Origin of the sequence: Roseburia intestinalis L1-82, from assembly GCF_900537995.1 — a bacterium.
GTDB classification, from domain to species: Bacteria; Bacillota; Clostridia; order Lachnospirales; family Lachnospiraceae; genus Roseburia; species Roseburia intestinalis.
Genome location: NZ_LR027880.1, coordinates 4,307,358 through 4,326,687 on the forward strand (window position 1 = coordinate 4,307,358; position 19,330 = coordinate 4,326,687).

A 19,330-nucleotide genomic window follows, 5' to 3' on the forward strand; every position below is an offset into this window, starting at 1 on the left:
TTGAGAACCTTCCTTAAGAAGGGGACTGCCACATGACATGAGAATATATATTTTCTCAGTCGTGCGGCAGTCCCCTTTTTATGGCCACATACCCTTTGCCGGTTTATTTAGTGTCTGCTCATTAAGCAACTTATTTTTTCGGTTCCATACGACAACTTTAACTGAAGCATGTTCCAATGAGCTTAAACAACATCATCTATAATGATATAATGCTCTGTTTTTTCGCTTGATATGTTGTCTGAAAAAAAGAGCAAAAAAATACCGGTAAGATCTACAGCAAAGAGATTCGTTACCAGTACTGACATTGCAATAGAGGACAGCGTGGTCTCCTCAAGTTTTGTCATGATAAGACCTGCTCCATTGCAGCGTTTTTCAGTGCTGAAAAATCTTTCAACTTCTATTCTGTCAGTGTTATCCTGGTATTCCTCTTTGGTACTTTTCTTATCCTTTGAAGGACGTCCAAGCTTCGGACCAGACATTGTAATGTTATGGTCTTTGCAGAAATTACGGTTGTCGCGTGTTCTATAGATCTGATCTACCAGAACACGTTTGGGATAATGCCCTGTACGCTCCTTATAACGGTTCATGGCATCTACAAAAATGGTATTCTCATTGTATGCATCAAAGGACAGCTTTTCCAGTCTTGCATGTCCTTTTTCATCTATGCTGACATCATATTTTGCGCCAAATTCCACTGGTGACTTGGCTTTTCCCCGGACAATCGGACGCAGATAGGGCTGGCTGATGCTGACAATACGATCCTCCACACTATGGGTTTTATTCTCATACATGTATTTCTGCTGTTCGTAGAGCTTCTGGATGGTAAGGTAGTAGTCTATGTGCTTTGAAGGCAGCGCATAGCCCGCTTCCATATAGTCTTCCAGGTACTCTAAATCACGCTTGACATAGCCAAGCTGCTTCCTGATTGTTGCACGTATTTTCTTTTCTGTACGCTTTTTGGACTTTGCAAGTGCAAGATACTCTTTTCTGGCTATCCTGCGGTAGGTGCGGGGCTTATCCCATGGATGATAGTTCTTGTGAAAATAGTCAATCATATCCTCAAGCTTCTCACGTGCTTCATTGAGAAGAGAAAAATCTTGTGGATATCTTATGTTGGATGGAGAGCAGGTGGCATCAAGAATCGCTGTCCCAAGATTTTCAATGTCATCTGAGCGTGTATTGGCAGCCTTTGCATTTTTGCTTTCGTTCTTGGGTTCATGCTCTTTTGTAACGCCACTGATTTCAAGGATGTACTCGTTTACTTCCATCAGGTAGTCAGCAGTCAGACGCTTGCGAAAACTGACAATGACAGAAGGCTTTATTGGTGCTTGATGACTGAATTTCTCCATTCCAAGGAAGTACTGCAGATATGGGTTTTCCTGAATCTCTTTTATGACATCTCTGTCAGAAAGTTTCTTGCGCTTCTGAATGATCAATACACCAAGAGCCATTCTAAACGGAGTCGCCGGACGACCTGTCTTGGAAGGGAACATTGCCACATATTTTGCTTCCATTTTGCTCCATGGAATGGCATGAGCCAGCTTGATCCACTCATTAATAGGATCGAGCTCCATGCCACATGACTGGTTGAAGTCGAACAGTGTAATTTGACGATTTTTACGTTTTTCAGGAATATACATGAGCTTTGTGCCTCCAAAATGCAAAGTTTTTTGTCTGAATGCTAATTTACATATGCATTTATTATAGCGCAAACCCTATATAAAATCCACTATTTATCTGTGTTTTTTAGTTAATGAGCAGGCGCTATTTACTACAATTACTTTATTTGCTTCTAAATTGGTTGTCAAAAGAAAACGTACCTCGTCCCGATATTCCGGTTTTGCAAAATAATATGCATAGGTATCAATTAACAGGAAAATATTTGCTGTTCTTCCTTCCAATTTAAAATTCGAAAAGCCCATCGGAACATACACATCCCAGATTGCCTCCGGAGAAATATGGGTTCTATAATTTTTCAGGGTATACAGGGATGTCTTTTCTCCATATTCACAATACCATCTCGGAATCGGTATCTGTTTATCCAATGGCATTTTTCTGTTTTTTAATGCAATCTGCTCCTGTTTTGCCATAAAACGATAATGTTCACCTCTACGTGGGCACTCCGGTCTACAGCAACAATTTACCAGCAGCTCACAGCGATCCTTATCCTTAATCTGTTCCAGTTTTTCAAATTGATTATTAAGATTGTAATCCAGAACTACCAGTTTATAATCCTTTGCAAGCTCTGCATTTAAAACATTCATATTCTTAATTTCTTTACACGTAGAACTGATAATTTTAAAACCCGGATATGTTTTTCTGATATATTCTTCCAAAATATCAGAAACTACAATCACCTCATTCATGCCATTATCTGCTGCCTGCATACAGAAATTGCAGTATTCATCTGACAGATCTGCCTCTGTCAAAAGGGGATTCGTATATGTATAGCGAATTGGAATTCCCTTGCCATTAATTGCAGCAATTACGCCACGAATATATTTTGCATTACATTGATCTCCCTGATTAAATCTTCCTCCATTCCATCTGGAGGTTGGAAATTCTCCAAACATAGATGCAATTTTTATTCCCTCCCGGAACATTTCCGGAGATTTTTCCATCAGATCAACAAGTAGCATATTTAGCGGAAAATTATTTCGTAATCCCGGCAAATGAAATTTTACACTCATCCTTCTTCTCCTTCTTTCTTTAAAAATTGAAATGAATAAAAATCAAACTGACTTCCCGGCATAAAAATAAAAGACACCTGTTGCAGGCCAAATACCGATTCTATTTTAAATTCCTGCATAGTAAATTCATCTTCCTGTGGGAACTCAATGATCTGACGATTTTCTTTTTCTCCATCAAAGAAACGTATATGAATTGTATTTTTCTCGTTTTGAGTTCTTCCACAAATACATATTTTATCTGTTCCGTCACTTCCAAAATCCATATCTGAAAACTCCAGTGTTACGTTGTTTCCTATATCCATAACACCTTTCTCTGTTACTCTCATCTGATCTCCATAAATTGCTTCGCTCTCATTTGCATATAGGCATTCAAATGCTTTTGGATATTTTCGAAATACGAATCCCTTCAAATGTATTTTCTGATGCAGTTCAAAATACAGATCATGAATTCCTTTTAATCTCTCCGGCAAAAGATATGTTTCCTCCTGATAAGTATTCCAGATAGAAGCCTTTTGATAAACAGCTGTGATCAAAAGCCTGCTTTCCTTTTCTCCGGGTTTTCCGTCCCAGATCCCAATAGGAGTTTCTACGCCGCCTAATTCAAAAATCGGAAGTGTGATAGAATCTGAACCAATTTTTCCAAAATCTATTCCCCGAAATCCCACAATTGTTTTTCCGTCCCTTGCAGTTGAGACCCCATGTTCATTCCCATTTCCAACATCTCCAACCGAATCATTATACAGTCCTCCAGCCACCAGTTTATATGGATCAAAGTACATTTTTCCAAGACCTTCTGCCACAAAATCATAAGATGAAATAACCTTTACCTGTTGCTGTCCATTTGAGGCACAGGCCCGGAGTCTGAATTCTCCATCTCCTCTGGCACGAATACAGATTTTCTTTACAATTCCATCATTTCTTTCGTTTTCTGATAGTTCGTTTGACGGAATTTCGGTCATTTCTGCCAAGTCTGACGGAATTCCTGCATTGGTTGTAATTTCGCACATAATTTTACGGTTTGCAGCTTCTTTTGGTAAAACTTTTACCCCGACTATTGCCTGCCTGTGTTCTTCTGAGAAATTCTTTTCTTCCTCGCAGATCAACTCAATCTTTCGAACCCAGGGACTATTCTCTTCCCTACTCATTCTTTCTTCTTCAACTGAAACAGCATTATTTTCTTTCTGTAACACTCCTTCGCTCTGACTGATTTCTGACAATTCTATCTGTACAATGCCTTCTCTCCCCGAAGTCTCAATCATTGCCAGAAGCTTCCCACTGAATAATTTCCGGCTGCTTCCCTTATAAGAATCATAATCTGTACTGTCTCCATTATCCAGACCAATCAATCTGCCTTCCCCTGTCACCTTTACTTTAATACGATTATTTGCATTTTCTACCGGATTTCCTTCCTGATCTGTCATACCGATTTCCAAAAAAAGCAATTCTTTCCTATTTGTCCATATTTCCATATATTTAGCTGTTGCAAAATATAAGCTTTTGTTTCTTCTATTTTCTTCTACAACAGGTTTCACTTTATAATACTGATACTCTGTCCCATCTGCTTTTACACATCTGACTATAATTTCAGCTGAATCTCCAAAAGAATGTCTGCATTCACGCAATACTTCTTTTCCTGTCTCATCGTAAGCCACTGCAGCAATTTCTCCTTCTTCATAAGGAACCTGATAATCTGCCGTAAGCTTTCTTCCCTGTAAATGATCGATTTGTTTTCGTCCTTTTGAAACGCCATTGACAAACAATTCCACATCAGACGCATTAGAGCAGATGCGTACATCAATTGTCTGGTCCTTATTAAAATCCCAATACGGGAATAGATGAAGTACTGGTTTCCTTTGAAAACTTACCCATTCTGCCTGATAAATATAATAAGAATCTTTTGGAAAACCTGCTGTATCTACCTGACCCAGATAAGAATTTTTTGTATGATACGGTGTCGGCTCTCCGATATAATCTATCCCACTCCACAAAAATTGTCCCATAGAATATGGATGCTCCCGCTCTGCAATGATACAAGCCTCCGCACTTTTTGCCCCCCAGCTGGTCGTACTGTTTCCAAGTGCCGAACATTGTTCATCCACATCCGCAAGAACAGACTGCTTTAATGGAAAATGATATACACCTCTGCTCTGCACGGTCGAAGCTGTCTCACTACCATATATAACCCAGTCCGGATGCTCTCTGTGATGTTCTTCATAATATTTTTCAGAATAATTATAGCCTGCAATTTTAACAATATCGGCACATTTCTGTGCCTTCTCCCATGGCATAAAATTGGAACCAAAGGTAACCCTTCCATTTCTTTTAAAATCATGACGATATACCTCTTCCATCAAAAGTCTGGTAAATGTTTGTCCACGCTCATCCGCATGCATATCGTATATTTCATTTCCAATACTCCAGAAAATAAGTGATGGATGATTTCTGTCCCTTCTTACCCAGCTTGCAATATCTCTTTTCCACCAATCTGTAAAAAATCTTGCATAATCATATGGATTTTTAGGTCTTTCCCAACAATCGAATGCCTCGGAAACGATTAAAAAGCCCATTTCATCTGCCAGTTCCATCAATTCCACCGCCGGCATATTATGTGCGGTACGGATTGCATCCGCCCCCATTTCCTTCATTAACGTAAGCTGACGCTTTATTGCATCTTTTTTTACTGCTGAGCCAAGCGCACCGAGATTATGGTGAAGACAGACTCCCTTTAACTTTCTTTTCTTGTGATTTAAAAGAAATCCCTGTTGTGGATCCGTTTCAATTGTTCTGCATCCAAAATTTACATGCTCCTCTTCTAACAGCTTCCCTTTTTTATATAGCCGAACTGTTATCATATAGAGATTTGGCGTTTCCGGTTCCCATAGTTTAGGATTTTTAAGAAAAAAAGAAAATTCTGCTCTATCTCCATCTCTTCTAATCGGCAGTTTTTTTTCTATTCCTTCCAAATTACATTGCACCTCTGTCCCTGCTGCCTGGGATGTCTCTACATAAACTAATACCTGATAACCATCCTTTTGTTCTTCCGTACTAACATATATTCCATCAGAAACCAAATGTTCCGTATGAACCGTCTTAAGCCATACATTTCGATAAATGCCTGCACCTGCATACCATCTGCTGTTTGGATGCTTCACATGCACTCCAACCATGATCTCATTATTACCATTTTCCAAAAAATCTGTTATATCTGCTTCAAAAGTAGAATATCCATACTTCCATTCCAACACCTTTCGGCTATTCACATAAAGCTCAGAATCCATATAAATTCCCTCAAATCGCAGCAGATACCGAAGATTCTTCTCTTTTTTACAGATTACTTTTTTTCGATACCATCCGGAACAATCTTCATAAAAAAAAGATGCGTCATAAATCTGCCAGTCATGTGGTATTTCAACCGGAAGAAAACCTCTTTCTTTTTTTACAGCCTCTTTCTTATTATTTTTCCATATTCGCAAACTTCGTGTACTGCGGCAGCCATACCAGGTTGACGGTACCGATCGGACCATTTCTCTGTTTGGCAATGATGATCTCTGAGATTCCTTTCATCTCAGAATCATGATTATAATAATCATCACGATAGATAAACATAACAACGTCGGCATCCTGCTCAATCGCACCGGACTCACGCAGGTCAGAAAGCATCGGACGGTGATCCGGACGCTGCTCTACGGCTCGTGACAGCTGGGACAATGCGATCACCGGCACGGAAAGCTCCCTTGCAAGTGCTTTTAGGGAACGGGAGATATCTGAGATCTCCTGCTGACGGGAATCAGATCCCCTGCCGGAACCGGACATCAACTGTAAGTAGTCAATGATGATCAGCTTCAGATCATGCTCTAACTTATATTTCCGGCATTTGCTCCGCATCTCCGCGATGGAAATACCAGGCGTATCATCGATGATAAGCTCCGAATTACCGATCGTTCCGGCACCTTCGATCAGCTTCTCCCAGTCAGAATCTGAGAGGTTACCGGTTCGGAGTGCCTGTGCATCCACCCTTGACTCTAAGGAAAACAGACGGTTTACAAGCTGCTCCTTTGACATCTCGAGTGAAAAGATCGCCGTGCACATATGCTCATGAAATGCCACATACTGCGCAATGTTAAGAACAAACGCCGTTTTACCCATAGAAGGACGCGCCGCGATCAGAATCAGATCGGACGGCTGTAAGCCTGCTGTGCGGTAATCAAGATCAATGAAGCCGGTCGGGATTCCCGTAACAGTGCCGGATGTCTTGGCCGCATTCTCGATCTTTTCGAGCGCATTCATAACGACCTGGCGGATCGGCACGTAATCACCGCCTCCGCCGCGTGTGGAAAGCAGATCAAACACCTTTTTTTCGGTGATATCCATGACTGTTTCAACACTCTCTTTTCCCATGTAGCACTCGTTTTCGATCTCTTCATTTAATTTGATGAGTTTACGCCGCATGGAGTTATCTTTTACGATCTGGGCATAATATTTTACATTTGCCGATGTTGGAACTGCATTTAAAAGATCCCTCACAAACTCTAAACTTGCAATCTCTGCAGGCACATCTTTTTCTTTTAATTTATTCTGCAAAGTGACCAGATCGACTGGAAGTCCTTTGCTGTATAATTCGATCATGGTATCAAACAGTATCCCGTACTGCTTATAATAAAAATCCTCACTGATGAGCATTTCCATAGCAGTGAGGATCGCGTCCTTGTCCATGATCATAGAGCCGATGACCGACTGTTCTGCCTCGCGGCTGTTCGGCATCGTGCGGTTGATCAGTGTTTCTTCCATTCCTATTCCTCTACTACATGTACGTTAAATTTTCCTACTACCTTCGGATGAAGCTTAATTGCAACTTCTGTCACACCAAAGGTACGGATCGGCTCCGGCAGCTGCATTTTCTTTTTGTCAAGTTCCATGCCAAGCTGTGCTTTGGCTGCAACAGCGATCTCTTTGGTGGAAACGGAACCGAATGTACGTCCGCCCTCACCGGCCTTCATTTTTACGGTAACTTTTTTATCTTTTAACTCTTCCGCAAGTGCCAGTGCAGCTTCATACTGCTCCTGTGCCACTTTGTCTGCGTGCTGGTTCTGCAGTTTTAAATCATTGAGGTTTTTTGGTGTTGCCTCCACACCTAATTTTTTCGGGAAAATCGCATTGCGCGCATAGCCGTCGCTGACATTCACGATCTCTCCTTTTTTCCCTAATGCTTTTACATCTTCTAATAAAATAACTTTCATATATAAAACCTTCTTTCCTGATTATTCTGATATATCGCCCTCTTTTAACATCTCATCAATCGTATCCTGAATGATATGTTTTGCCTGCTGCAGTGAGCAGTTGGTAAGCTGGGCTCCGGCAACGTTTAAGTGTCCGCCGCCGCCAAGCCGCTCCATAATAAGCTGTACATTGATCTCATCAATGGAACGGGAACTTACATAAATTTTTCCCTGATATTCCGTGAGAACAAAGGATGCCTTGATCCCCACAATATTTAAAAGCTCATTTGCTGCCTGTGCACAGACGATGGTCGGGCTCTCCACCTCATCTGCCGGACAGATGGAAATTGCAAATGCTCCCCGGTAAACTTCTGCATGACGCACTGCTTCCGCGCGCGCTTTGTAAGCTGCCATATCGTTGCGGAGCATCTTGCGCACTCTCGTCACCTCCGCACCCGCACGTCTTAAATAGGCTGCCGCCTCAAAGGTTCGTACACCGGTTTTTGTCATAAAGTTGTTGGTATCGATCAGGATACCCGCATAAATACAGTCTGCCTCACACGGAGCGAGACGGATATTTTCGGAAAAATACTGCAGCACCTCGGCAATCATCTCACATGCACTTGAAGCATACGGCTCCACATAAGAAAGAACCGGATTCTCGATCACCTCATTTGTCTGTCTGTGATGATCGAATACACAGACGGTCTGCGTGCACTTTAACAGTTCCGGACATTCGGTGTAGCTCGGACGGTTTACATCCACAACGACCACCAGTGTATTTTCATTGGTAAGCATAAGTGCCTCTTCATTTTTGATAAAAAGGTCTGCCGGATATCCCTTTTCCTCGGTAAAACACTCTACCAACGGGCGCAGGGACGAAGTAATCTCATTTAACACGATCTGTGCCTTTTTGCCAAGTACCTTTGCCGCACAGTAAATACCGATCGCTGCACCGAGGGAATCCACATCGCTGATGCTGTGTCCCATAATGATCACATGCTCCCTGCTCTCGATGATCTCACGGAGCGCATGTGCTTTTACCCTCGCCTTAACTCTGGTGTTGCGCTCTACCTGCTGCGTCTTTCCACCATAATAAGTAATATCCTCGCCATCACGCACAACGACCTGGTCACCGCCACGTCCTAATGCAAGGTCAATGGACATACGCGCATACTCATAATTCTGTGTATAACTTTCGCCATTTGCACCGATACCAATACTGAGTGTCACCGCCATCTCATTGCCGACCTTAACTGTTTTTACATCCTCGATCAGGCTGAAGCGGTCTTCGCGGAGTTTTGCAAGATACTGATATTTCAATACAACAAAATACTTATCTTTTTCAATCTTGCGGACTAACGCATCCAGTTCCGTAAAATATTTATTGACTTTCCGGTCGATCAGGGCAACGAGAAGAGATCTTTTGACATCTTCAATACTGTCAAGTGCCTCATCATAGTTATCGATATATACAAGACCAGCAACCATTTTCTGTTCCTGGTTCTCTCTCATGTACTGATTCTTTTCTGTCTCATCAAAGAGATATACCGCCGTCAGATATTCGTTACTCTCATCAAGTGTAACAAGACTGTCCACGCTGTTTAACTCTTCAAAGTAGATTCTTTTTAAGGCAACACGAAAATCCTGTTCTTTCAGCGTGAGGTTTATGGATTTCTCTCCATCACTCTTCTGCAGAAGTTCCTTTGTCAGTGCCGGAAAAATCGTCGTGATCGATTTGTGATATTTTTTATCCTTACCGGTCAGTTCTGTAAACTGCTCATTGACCCATAATATCTTTGCATTATAATCGACGAGTGCATACGGTATTTCAAACTCATTTAAGAGCTGCTTTTGTACTGTTCCGTACTGCGTTGCGAAGTTGATCAGCTCATTAACCAACACCGGCTTATTCCTGACATACACGATCATGGAAACAACAAAATAGATTGCCGTAAATATTGAAAACATAATACCTGACAATATATCTTCCGTATAGATGACAACATTCATACATACCAGAAGAATCGTCATGAACATCGGCCAGTAGAGAGATTTACGAAGTCTCCCTCTGAGCTTTACTTTATTACTTTTCATAGTCTTCTCCTAAATAAAAAGAAACCTACGGCAGGAAATGTGCTCATCACTGCTTACTTTTCCATCCGTCTTGGAATAGTCTTTGCTAACAATTATAGCATTTTGCCCCCTTAAGATAAAGTACTTTTTAAAAAAGGAACCGACGCAGTCACCTCATCTGCCCGATTCCCTTTTCTTTCCATTTGCAGTCTGATCCTGCTGTATTCAGTTCTGGCTCTCCGTATCACGTGGCGCGATCGTCAGATAATTGTCAGTATCCATATCATTGATCAGATTATCCGATAAAATCCTGTCACCGGAAACTTTCGGTTCTTCCCGCACGAAACTCTCCTCGTCGAGTTCATACCCCGTTTCTTCCCTGTAAACAGCGCTGATAAATCCGGATTCCTGTCCACCGCCATAAATTGGAAAAATGATCGTATGCCAGTCATTTTCCATATCTTCACTGATCATTACCGGAGTATGGATCTGCGAAAATGCTCCAAGCACCTCGAACTGACCATTTTCTCCCGGTCTTAAAATAAGTGCCGCATCCCCGCGATTATCAGATGTTGTATCTCCGATCGTGACCGCTACGATCTCATCCGTTCCGTCCTCGTTAAGATCCGTGTAATTATAGTAATACCGTGTCTCTTTGCATTCTTCTTCCGGAATCTGATAATACTCCGTCAGAAATGCTGCAAGATCCGGATATTCCTCATCCTCAGAATATTCTTCCATCACATTGTAGTTTTGTTCGTCCTGCTCTGCCGAAAAGAAATGTTCTTCTAATGTTTTCTCCGTCTGGGTATCTGTCTGTTCCATTGTATTTGCAGTATTTTTTTGTCCGCAGCCTGCCGTACCTGCCAGCACTGTCAGGAAAAATACCATACATAATGTCTTTTTCATGTGTCCTCCACCTGTCCGTACTGCTTACCGTTTTGGTTTATCATATATATTATATGATTCCATGCACAATTCCAAGACATTCTTGCGAAGTTTAAGAAATCCTTTAGACATTTTACTCTTACATCCAAACCCTACAACAATCTCTGAATCTCCTCCAACGACGGCATGACACGCAGGGCACCTTTTCTTGTTGTAATGATGGATGCTGCTGCATTGGCAAATGTGAGCATTTCTTTTAACTGCTGTTTTGTAAGGTTATCTAAGCCATACTTTAATATATGGTGCAGGCAGCATGCCCCAAAGGTGTCTCCGGCACCGGTGGTTTCGATCGTGTTTTTCTGTAAAAATGCAGGAACTTCAACCAGCATATCCTTATAATAGGCTCTGCTTCCGTCCTTTCCCATGGATAAAAGGATGAGCGGGATCTGATAGGTCTGCTGCAGCATGTGGATCCCTTCGGTGTAATCTTCTTTCCCGGAAAACCACTGGATCTCATTGTCCGAAATTTTTAAGATATCACAGACGGATAAACCATATGCCATCTGCGTTCTTGCATCTTCCATGTCTTTCCAGAGCGGCTCCCTGATATTCGGATCAAAGGAAAGAATCGCGCCGTTTTCTTTTGCGACTTTAATTGCATGTCTTGTCGCACTTCTGACCGGTTCATTGGTCATGGATAGTGTGCCAAAATGAAAGATTTTTGCATCTGCAATAATGTCATGCCTGACCTCATCCTCCCGGAGCATCATATCTGCACCCGGATTCCGGTAAAAGGAAAAATCGCGGTCGCCGTCCGGCTTTGTCTCAACAAACGCAAGCGTGGTGCGTACATCCTCATCTGTCAGAAGTCCGCTCACATCAATTCCGGCTGATTCCACGGCAGCACGAAGCTGTCTGCCAAAAATATCATTTCCGACTTTTCCTAAAAATGCGGTGCGATGACCTAACTTATTTAACATTGAAAGTACATTACACGGTGCCCCTCCCGGATTTGCCTCATAGACCGGGTTGCCCTGACCACTGGTGCCGTTTTCTGTAAAATCGATTAATAGCTCGCCGAGAGCGGCTACATCATATTGTTTGTTCATTTATGTGCTCCTTTCTGCTATGTTAAGCTAATGCAAAGTTCTGGTTTGGTTTGTTGGAACGTTGAGAGAACGGCACAGATTTAACGAAGGCACGCTCTCGCTGCCTGTCGCTCGCAGCGGATACTAAGTGAGCAAAATACGCTCACTAAGTACCGGCGGCTCCCCAGCACCTTCTTATAAATCCGTGCCGTTCTCTCAACTGCCTGCAGTCTGTGGCAGATTTCGCCCTGGCTTCTCGGTAGTGACTGACGAATATCTCCGCAAAAGGCGTGCCGCAAGGTAATGGCTGGCAAATTGAGCGAAGCCGGGGCTGCTTTTGTGACTTTGGTAGAAAATTAGAAAAACTTAGTATGCCTGTTAACACACAGTGTTGTGCCGCCACGGACGGCAGCCCAAGTCCTAATGTGCCCGGATGGCACATTTAGGACGCACACGTCACTCCGCCACACACCCCCGCAGGCATACTTAGCTTTTCTTATTTTCGGACATCGGAACAAAACACGCCCCGGCTTCGCTCAATTTGCCTTCACAGCACCTCCGGCATCCACCTTTCCATATATTTTCCTTACACTTCCTTAACGTACACCTGCCACGACTTATACTCATTCCCAAGCCGCGGAACCGGCAGCCCCGCATGCACAAGCTGTGCCCCTGTATAGTACTCCGGCTCAACAGAGTTCGGTGTCCCATTGATCCGCTGCCCATTTTCGCCACCGGTCTGCATTCCGACAACTTCCACCCGGTACTTTTTATCTTCGCCAAGTCCCCGCAACTTCACATACTCCGTCGCCGGATTACACTGCGTATCCAGCGTTACCACAGTAACCAGCGCCTCGCTTCCATCCGGCCTGCAATACTCCCACGCAGCATATTCTTTTTTCTGCCAGACATCTGTCAGCCTGTAATACCTGCCCTGCCGGATCAGCATCTCAAAACGGTGATAGTTTTTGATCTGCTCTCTGACCTGTTCCTTTTCTTCTTCCGTCAGCAGATTTAAGTCCAGTTCATAACCAAAACTGCCCGCCATGGCAACTGCTGCCCGTGTCGCAAGTTCTGTCATTCTTCCGGTCTGATGGTTCGGAACTGCCGACACATGGGAACCGACCGTGCAGGACGGATAGGCAAAGGATGTTCCATACTGTATTTTAATACGCTCAACCGCATCCGTATTGTCACTGCACCAGATCTGTGGTGTATAATACAACATTCCCGCATCAAACCTGCCGCCGCCACCGCTGCATCCCTCAATCAGAAGATCCGGGTAACGTTCATGCAGCCGTTCCAAAAAATCATAAACACCGAGCACATAGCGGTGCAGGATCGCACCCTGATTCTGCTCTGCCGCCGTTTTCGACCAGATATCCGTGAGATGACGGTTCATATCCATCTTGACATAATCAGCCTTCGTGTCATCGAGCACTTTCGCAATCTGTGCAAAAATACCGTCCACCACTTCTTTTCTGGAATAGTCGAGCACAAGCTGATAGCGTGCACGCACCGGTTTTCGTCCAGGAATGGTAAATGCCCAGTCCGGGTGTTCCCGATAGAGGTCACTGTCCTCACAGACCATTTCCGGCTCGATCCAGATCCCAAATTTCATGCCAAGCCCACGAATTTTTTCTGCAACTTGTGAAAGCGGCATGCCAAGTTTTTTCTCATTGACCGTCCAGTCGCCCAGTCCTGCCAGATCATCATCACGTTTTCCAAACCACCCATCATCGAGCACCAGCATCTCCACGCCAAGCTCCGCCGCCTGTTTTGCGATCTCTATGATTTTTTCTCCGGTAAAATCAAAATAAGTTGCCTCCCAGTTATTGATCAGAACCGGTCTTTTGGTATCGCGGTATGCACTGCGGCAGATGTGGCTGCGGATCAGACGATGCAGATTCCACGAAAGTGTTGAAAAACCATTTGCCGAATAACTAAATGCCGTCTCCGGTGTATCAAACGTCTCTCCCGGCTCTAATTTCCAGGAGAACATTTCGTCGGACAAGCCCATAACAAGCCTCGTCTGCTCATACTGGTCTTTTTCTGCCTCCGCCTTAAAATTGCCGCTGTACAAAAGCATACAGCCGTAACATTCACCGGCATCTTCCCCGGTCTGTTTTCCCGCCAGCATCACAAACGGATTCTGCTGATGGCTGGATGACCCGCGCCTGCTTCCAAATACCTGATTGCCATGCTCCACCGGCGTACGCTCTAAGATCCGCTCCATCCCGTGTCTGCCATGAAAATGAATCACATCAAATTCTCCGGTCATAAAATCAAGTACAGCGCTTGCTGCTTTTTCAATATGAACAGCCTCCTGCCCCCGGTTTGTAATCTGCACAGCCCTTGTAATAATATCGAGCTCTGCAAATATACCATAAAGCAGTGTCACCTGCACGCCACTTGGCTTGTCCTCCAGATATACCTTTAAAGTCTCACTCTCCGTCCCCGTCTCGTCATAAGCTGCCGGAAGACCCGGTATCCGATATTTTCCCTCACAAATTTCGCAGGATACAAACCGCAGATCGGCACAGTAACTTCCATCCGCATTTTTCAGGATAAATGCCGGACTGCGGAAATCCCCGTTTCCAAAACACGGATACTCCTGTGGCAGTGCATCCATGGAATATGTCTTGTCGCACTCCGCCTCATACGGATTGCCGGAAAATCCCCTGTCATAATAGGTCAGAAGATACCGCATATCGCCTGTTAAACGTTTTCCATAATAAAGATGGAGCAACTGCCCGTAATTGCCGACTCCCATCTGGTAAGTCGTATTTTTTGTATGCAGTGTGATCAGTTTCTGCTCCTGATCTATGATGATTGCCATAGTTTTTCCCCTTCCACTCCAAACTTATTTCCGGTAAAATACCTTTGCCTCGTAAGGTCTTAAATAGATGCCATTTTCTGTTTTTACCACATCGTCATAATTGCTGATCAGGACTTTCTCGTCCCCAGTAAAACCGTCTTCCAGGGTAAAATCCATCTCCTGCTCCCTGAAATTGCAGACCACAAACAGTTTCTCATCTCCAAGTGTTCTGGTGTACGCAAACACATCCGGGTGTTCAATCGCCTTACTCTTGTATACACCATACACAATAATCTCCATCTGATGACGCAGTTCGATCAGTTTCTTATAATAAGAAAATATAGAATCCGGATCGTTTACCTGTGCTGCCGCATTGATCTTTTTATAATTCTCATTGACAGAGATCCACGGTGTTCCTGTCGTAAATCCCGCATTGTCACTGTCATCCCAGTGCATCGGGAATCTTGCATTGTCACGGCCGATGGCATTGACAAATTTTAACATGGTCTCCTCGTCCAAAATACCGCCCCCGACAAAATCACGGTATGCATTTTTGATCTCAATATCGCGGAACTCCGAAAAATCCCTGCATTTCCGGTTTGTCATTCCAAGTTCCTCGCCCTGATAAATATAAGGTGTTCCCTTCATAAAATGCAGACAGGTTGCAAGCATTTTTGCAGAGATCTCGCGGTACTCCTCACTGTCATTTCCAAATCTTGACACGGCTCTTGGCTGATCGTGGTTATCCCAGTAAAGACTGTTCCATGCCACACCTTCAAGTCCGTCCTCCCATTTCTGAAATACCTTTTTGAGCTCCACCAGATCAAAACTGCCGTCACTCCATTTGCCATACTGTGTCTGTCCGAGATTGACATGCTCAAATGTGAAGATCATATCCAGCTCATTTTCGTTTGTTCCGGCATAGCGTTTTGCATCTTCAACGCCTGCTCCGGCACCTTCGCCGACTGTCATCCAGTCAAATCTGGAGATTACCTTTTCATTCATCTCTTTTAAATACTCATGTACACGCGGGCCATTGTTGACATAAGGAGAAGAATCCCCGAATTTTTCATTGCCACGCACCACACCGTCCGGAAAACGCTGGTCTTTTGATATCATCGTAATGACATCCATACGAAATCCGTCGATGCCGCGCTCGCCCCACCAGGTCATCATGTCATAGACTTCCTGTCTGAGTTTTGGATTTTCCCAGTTGAGATCCGGCTGTTTTTTGGAAAACATGTGAAGATAATACATATCCGTTGTCTGATCGTACTCCCATGCGGATCCACCAAAACAGGAACCCCAGTTATTCGGTTCTTTTCCGTCTCTTGCCTCACGCCAGATATAATAATCGCGGTACGGGTTATCCTTACTTTTTCTGCTCTCCACAAACCACCGGTGCTCATCGGAACTGTGGTTGACGACCAGATCCATGACGATCTTAATGCCAAGTTTGTGTGCCTCGGCAAGCATTTCATCAAAATCTTCGATTGTACCAAACTCCGTCATGATATCTCTGTAATCACTGATATCGTAACCGTTGTCATCGTTCGGAGACTGATAGACCGGGGATAACCAGATCACGTCAATTCCCAATAATTTTAAATAAGACAGCCGGCTCTTAATGCCGCGAAGATCGCCGACACCATCACCATTGCTGTCCATAAAGCTGCGCGGATAGATCTGGTAGACTACCGCTTCTTTCCACCATTTTTTTTCTTCCATAGGAATCCTCCATTCCTGCGCCGGTTTTGCGCATGCACTATTTACCTTCCTGTTATATATCTGGTTCATATACATATTGAATCAAGTCGTCTCCCTTACCACAAGTGATACCGGCAGAGTAGTGCGGTTCGGCACAAGTTCCCCGTTACCGGAACGGACGAGCAGTTCCACCGCCATTTTTGCCATCTCTTTGATCGGCTGATGGATCGTCGTGATCGGTGGCGTTGTTAATGATGCAATATTGACATCATCGAAACCCACGATCTTCATCTGCGACGGCACATCAATGCTCAACTTATGGCACACCTGAAGAAGCTGCGCTGCGATCAGATCACTGCTGGCAAAAATTCCGTCTGTATCCGGGTTTTCCTTTAGCAGTTTTTCGAGAATCTGATGGTATTCGAGATGATTATATTCAAAGGCCGTGGTATCTGCGATCTGGTAAGAAACCTTCTGTTTTTCACAGACTGCACGGAAACCAACTGCACGCGCATCCGCAGGCATGGCAGTTTCATGGACACCGCTGATGTGGATCAGATGTTTACATCCGCAGTCGATCAGATGCTGCGCTGCAAGACGTCCGCCCTGCTCATTGTCACACTCCACCTCCGCTGTTCCATTTTCAAGATAACGCTCGATCGTGATCAGCGGCACATTTAATCCGGTAAACTTTTCCACGCCGACCGTTCCACTGCAGAGAATGACTCCCGCCACGCGGTTGCTCGTGCACATTTCCATGTACTCCCATTCTTTTTCATTTTTCTCCTGGGAGTTAAACAGTAAAATCTTATGATCATAATGATACGCCTGACTCTCCAAATTACTGATCAGCTCCGCAAAATACGGATGTCTGATGTGCGGCACGATCACACCGATCGTGTTCGTCGTCTGTTTGGAAAGCGAACGCGCTACTTCGTTCGGGCGGTAATTGAGTTTCTTCATCGCCTCATATACTTTTTTTCTCGTTTCTTCGCTGATATATCCACGGTTATTCAGCACACGGGAAACAGTGCTTACGGTAAGCCCTGTCTCCTTTGCCACATCCTTTAAGGTTGCCATACTTCCTCCCCGAAAACCTGTATCTTCTCTCTACTGCCCTTTTCCATGCAAAATTTTTCTGCAGTTTCAGGCAGTTCGAATATACCTGTGATTGTACCACAATCTGCAGTCACTTCAAGAATCACATCATCAAAAAGCAGAGAAAAATCACGGATTCCGGCACCTGTTACAAATGTTTCTTCACCGATTTTTAACTCTCCGGTTTTTGCATTGTATACAAAGTCAGTCTTCTGGTTGATGCGGGCACTTAAAATGTCCTCTGACTGTGCACGGGTAATCTGAATTTCTGTTGCAGTATCCTGCACAAATTTCCACTGAAATAAATCCTTTGCTGACACATGTTCATCTGCAACTTTTGCTGCGGTGTCTGCCATCAGTGCCTCATTTTCAGTATCCTGCTGCCGGACATTTTTCATTGTACTGTCATACACAGGTTTCCTGCTGTCATCATACTCCCTGACCGGTTTCTGTCTGAGCACTTTTTCACCGTTCTTATATGCAACGGAAAACTCCCTCGGCAGTCCCATCGCCCCGGTATAATTTCTTCCGCGGTTTGGAAATCTGAGCCACGGAACTGAGATCACACGATTTCCTGTATTGCTGTAAGTCTGCGCCGCATAAGCTATCTTATTAATGTATGCCGCATGACGCACACCATCGGTCTGAAATTGATATCCATCAAACTCTCCCCAGAAGTAAAAACCGTCTGCGCTCCAGAACATCCAGGTCTCATTTCCTTTTTCATCTTTCAGGCATACCAGATCCGGACATTCCCACGCCTCTTTGAATGTCAGGCGGTCGGTCTGTTCCCATTTTAGCAGATCGGTGGAACGAAAAATGCCAAAATCATTTTCCTCTAACCACAGTGTCATGATATAGGCACCGCTTTTTTCATGCCAGAACACCTTCGGATCACGGTTTTCTTTACAAACCGTCGGAAGCACACCTTTGTCAATTTTATGGAGTGTCTCCCCGCCATCCGTACTGTATGCAATGCGCTGGGTAAACTGTTTCCCTGCGCTCCATTTATTATTATTTCCGGCTGCCGTATAGAAAAATACCAGCGCATCTTCCGGCAGTCCGAGCATCTTACGATCATTTACAATACCGCTTCCGGAAAACATCGTTCCGGTCTCATCCGGGAAAAGTACATCATCCTTCTGCTCCCAGTGCAGTAAATCCCTGCTTACCGCGTGTCCCCAGCTCATATTTTCCCACTGCACATCAAACGGGTTATGCTGGAAATACAAATGATACACGCCCTCTGCATACACAAGGCCATTCGGATCATTCATCCATCCGGTCTGCGGTGTAAAATGAATCGAAGGGCGGCGGAAAGCCTCACCCTGCGTAGCACGGAGAGATTTTTCTTCCGTTTCAGGTACGTCCTCGTTTCTGATTCTGTCAAAGAAAGCTTTCCCAAGATCCCCTCTTAGAATTAGTGTTTTGTCGGTAAATTGCTTTACCGGAAAACGGGCATAATAACTGACAGGGTATGTTTCATCCTCTGCCTCTCCCGCCGGGATCTGAAACTCAAACAGCTTTGTTTCGCTGTTATTCTCCCGGCAGAATATCTCAAGCATACGGTTGTTTTTTTTGCCGCCAAACGGCAGCTCGCCATACGTGGCACAGACCGGAATAAACAGCCACCCTTTTTTGATGTATATTTCCTTTTCCATGTCTTACAACCTCCTACTTATATTTTTCCTTTTTAACCAGCACTTGTACACACATAACTTATTTTTTCTTTATAATGCTTGTACGCAC

12 protein-coding genes are annotated in these 19,330 nt (G+C 44.0%); all 12 read right to left on the bottom strand.

Features of this window, described 5'->3' with window-relative positions:
• Positions 1-182 precede the first annotated feature (182 nt).
• Entirely contained in the window at positions 183-1,640 is a 1,458-nt protein-coding gene (locus tag RIL182_RS20170; protein ID WP_006856457.1) for an IS5-like element ISRin1 family transposase, read from the bottom strand.
• 93 nt (positions 1,641-1,733) lie between these two features.
• A complete protein-coding gene (locus RIL182_RS20175; RefSeq protein ID WP_006856456.1) occupies positions 1,734-2,690 on the bottom strand; it encodes a hypothetical protein in 957 nt (318 codons plus the stop codon).
• Complete coding sequence (locus RIL182_RS20180; protein ID WP_006856455.1) at positions 2,687-6,163, bottom strand: glycoside hydrolase family 2 TIM barrel-domain containing protein; 3,477 nt, start codon at positions 6,161-6,163, stop codon at positions 2,687-2,689. The genes RIL182_RS20175 and RIL182_RS20180 overlap by 4 nt, the downstream gene beginning before the upstream one ends.
• On the bottom strand, positions 6,144-7,478 hold the full coding sequence (gene dnaB, locus RIL182_RS20185) for a replicative DNA helicase (protein ID WP_015521800.1): 1,335 nt from the start codon (positions 7,476-7,478) through the stop codon (positions 6,144-6,146). Before dnaB ends, RIL182_RS20180 begins: the two co-directional genes overlap by 20 nt.
• Before the next feature lie 2 nt (positions 7,479-7,480).
• Positions 7,481-7,927: a 50S ribosomal protein L9 gene (gene rplI / locus RIL182_RS20190; protein ID WP_006856634.1), complete on the bottom strand. Its 447-nt coding sequence runs from the start codon at positions 7,925-7,927 to the stop codon at positions 7,481-7,483.
• Between the two features lie 21 nt (positions 7,928-7,948).
• Complete coding sequence (locus tag RIL182_RS20195) at positions 7,949-10,003, bottom strand: DHH family phosphoesterase (RefSeq protein WP_006856633.1); 2,055 nt, start codon at positions 10,001-10,003, stop codon at positions 7,949-7,951.
• Positions 10,004-10,207: 204 nt separating this feature from the next.
• On the bottom strand, positions 10,208-10,891 hold the full coding sequence (locus tag RIL182_RS20200) for an LptM family lipoprotein (protein ID WP_022112026.1): 684 nt from the start codon (positions 10,889-10,891) through the stop codon (positions 10,208-10,210).
• A 131-nt stretch (positions 10,892-11,022) separates the two neighbouring features.
• Positions 11,023-11,979 carry a carbohydrate kinase family protein gene (locus tag RIL182_RS20205; RefSeq protein ID WP_006856630.1) on the bottom strand — a complete coding sequence of 319 codons (957 nt, stop codon included), beginning with the start codon at positions 11,977-11,979 and terminating at the stop codon, positions 11,023-11,025.
• Positions 11,980-12,544: 565 nt separating this feature from the next.
• Entirely contained in the window at positions 12,545-14,797 is a 2,253-nt protein-coding gene (locus RIL182_RS20210) for an alpha-galactosidase (protein WP_006856629.1), read from the bottom strand.
• Positions 14,798-14,821: 24 nt separating this feature from the next.
• Positions 14,822-16,504, bottom strand: coding sequence for a glycoside hydrolase family 13 protein (locus RIL182_RS20215; RefSeq protein WP_044998831.1), 1,683 nt, complete (start codon positions 16,502-16,504; stop codon positions 14,822-14,824).
• Between the two features lie 81 nt (positions 16,505-16,585).
• Positions 16,586-17,563 carry a LacI family DNA-binding transcriptional regulator gene (locus RIL182_RS20220; RefSeq protein WP_006856627.1) on the bottom strand — a complete coding sequence of 326 codons (978 nt, stop codon included), beginning with the start codon at positions 17,561-17,563 and terminating at the stop codon, positions 16,586-16,588.
• Complete coding sequence (locus RIL182_RS20225; protein WP_006856626.1) at positions 17,551-19,242, bottom strand: glycoside hydrolase family 32 protein; 1,692 nt, start codon at positions 19,240-19,242, stop codon at positions 17,551-17,553. Before RIL182_RS20225 ends, RIL182_RS20220 begins: the two co-directional genes overlap by 13 nt.
• Positions 19,243-19,330 lie beyond the last annotated feature (88 nt).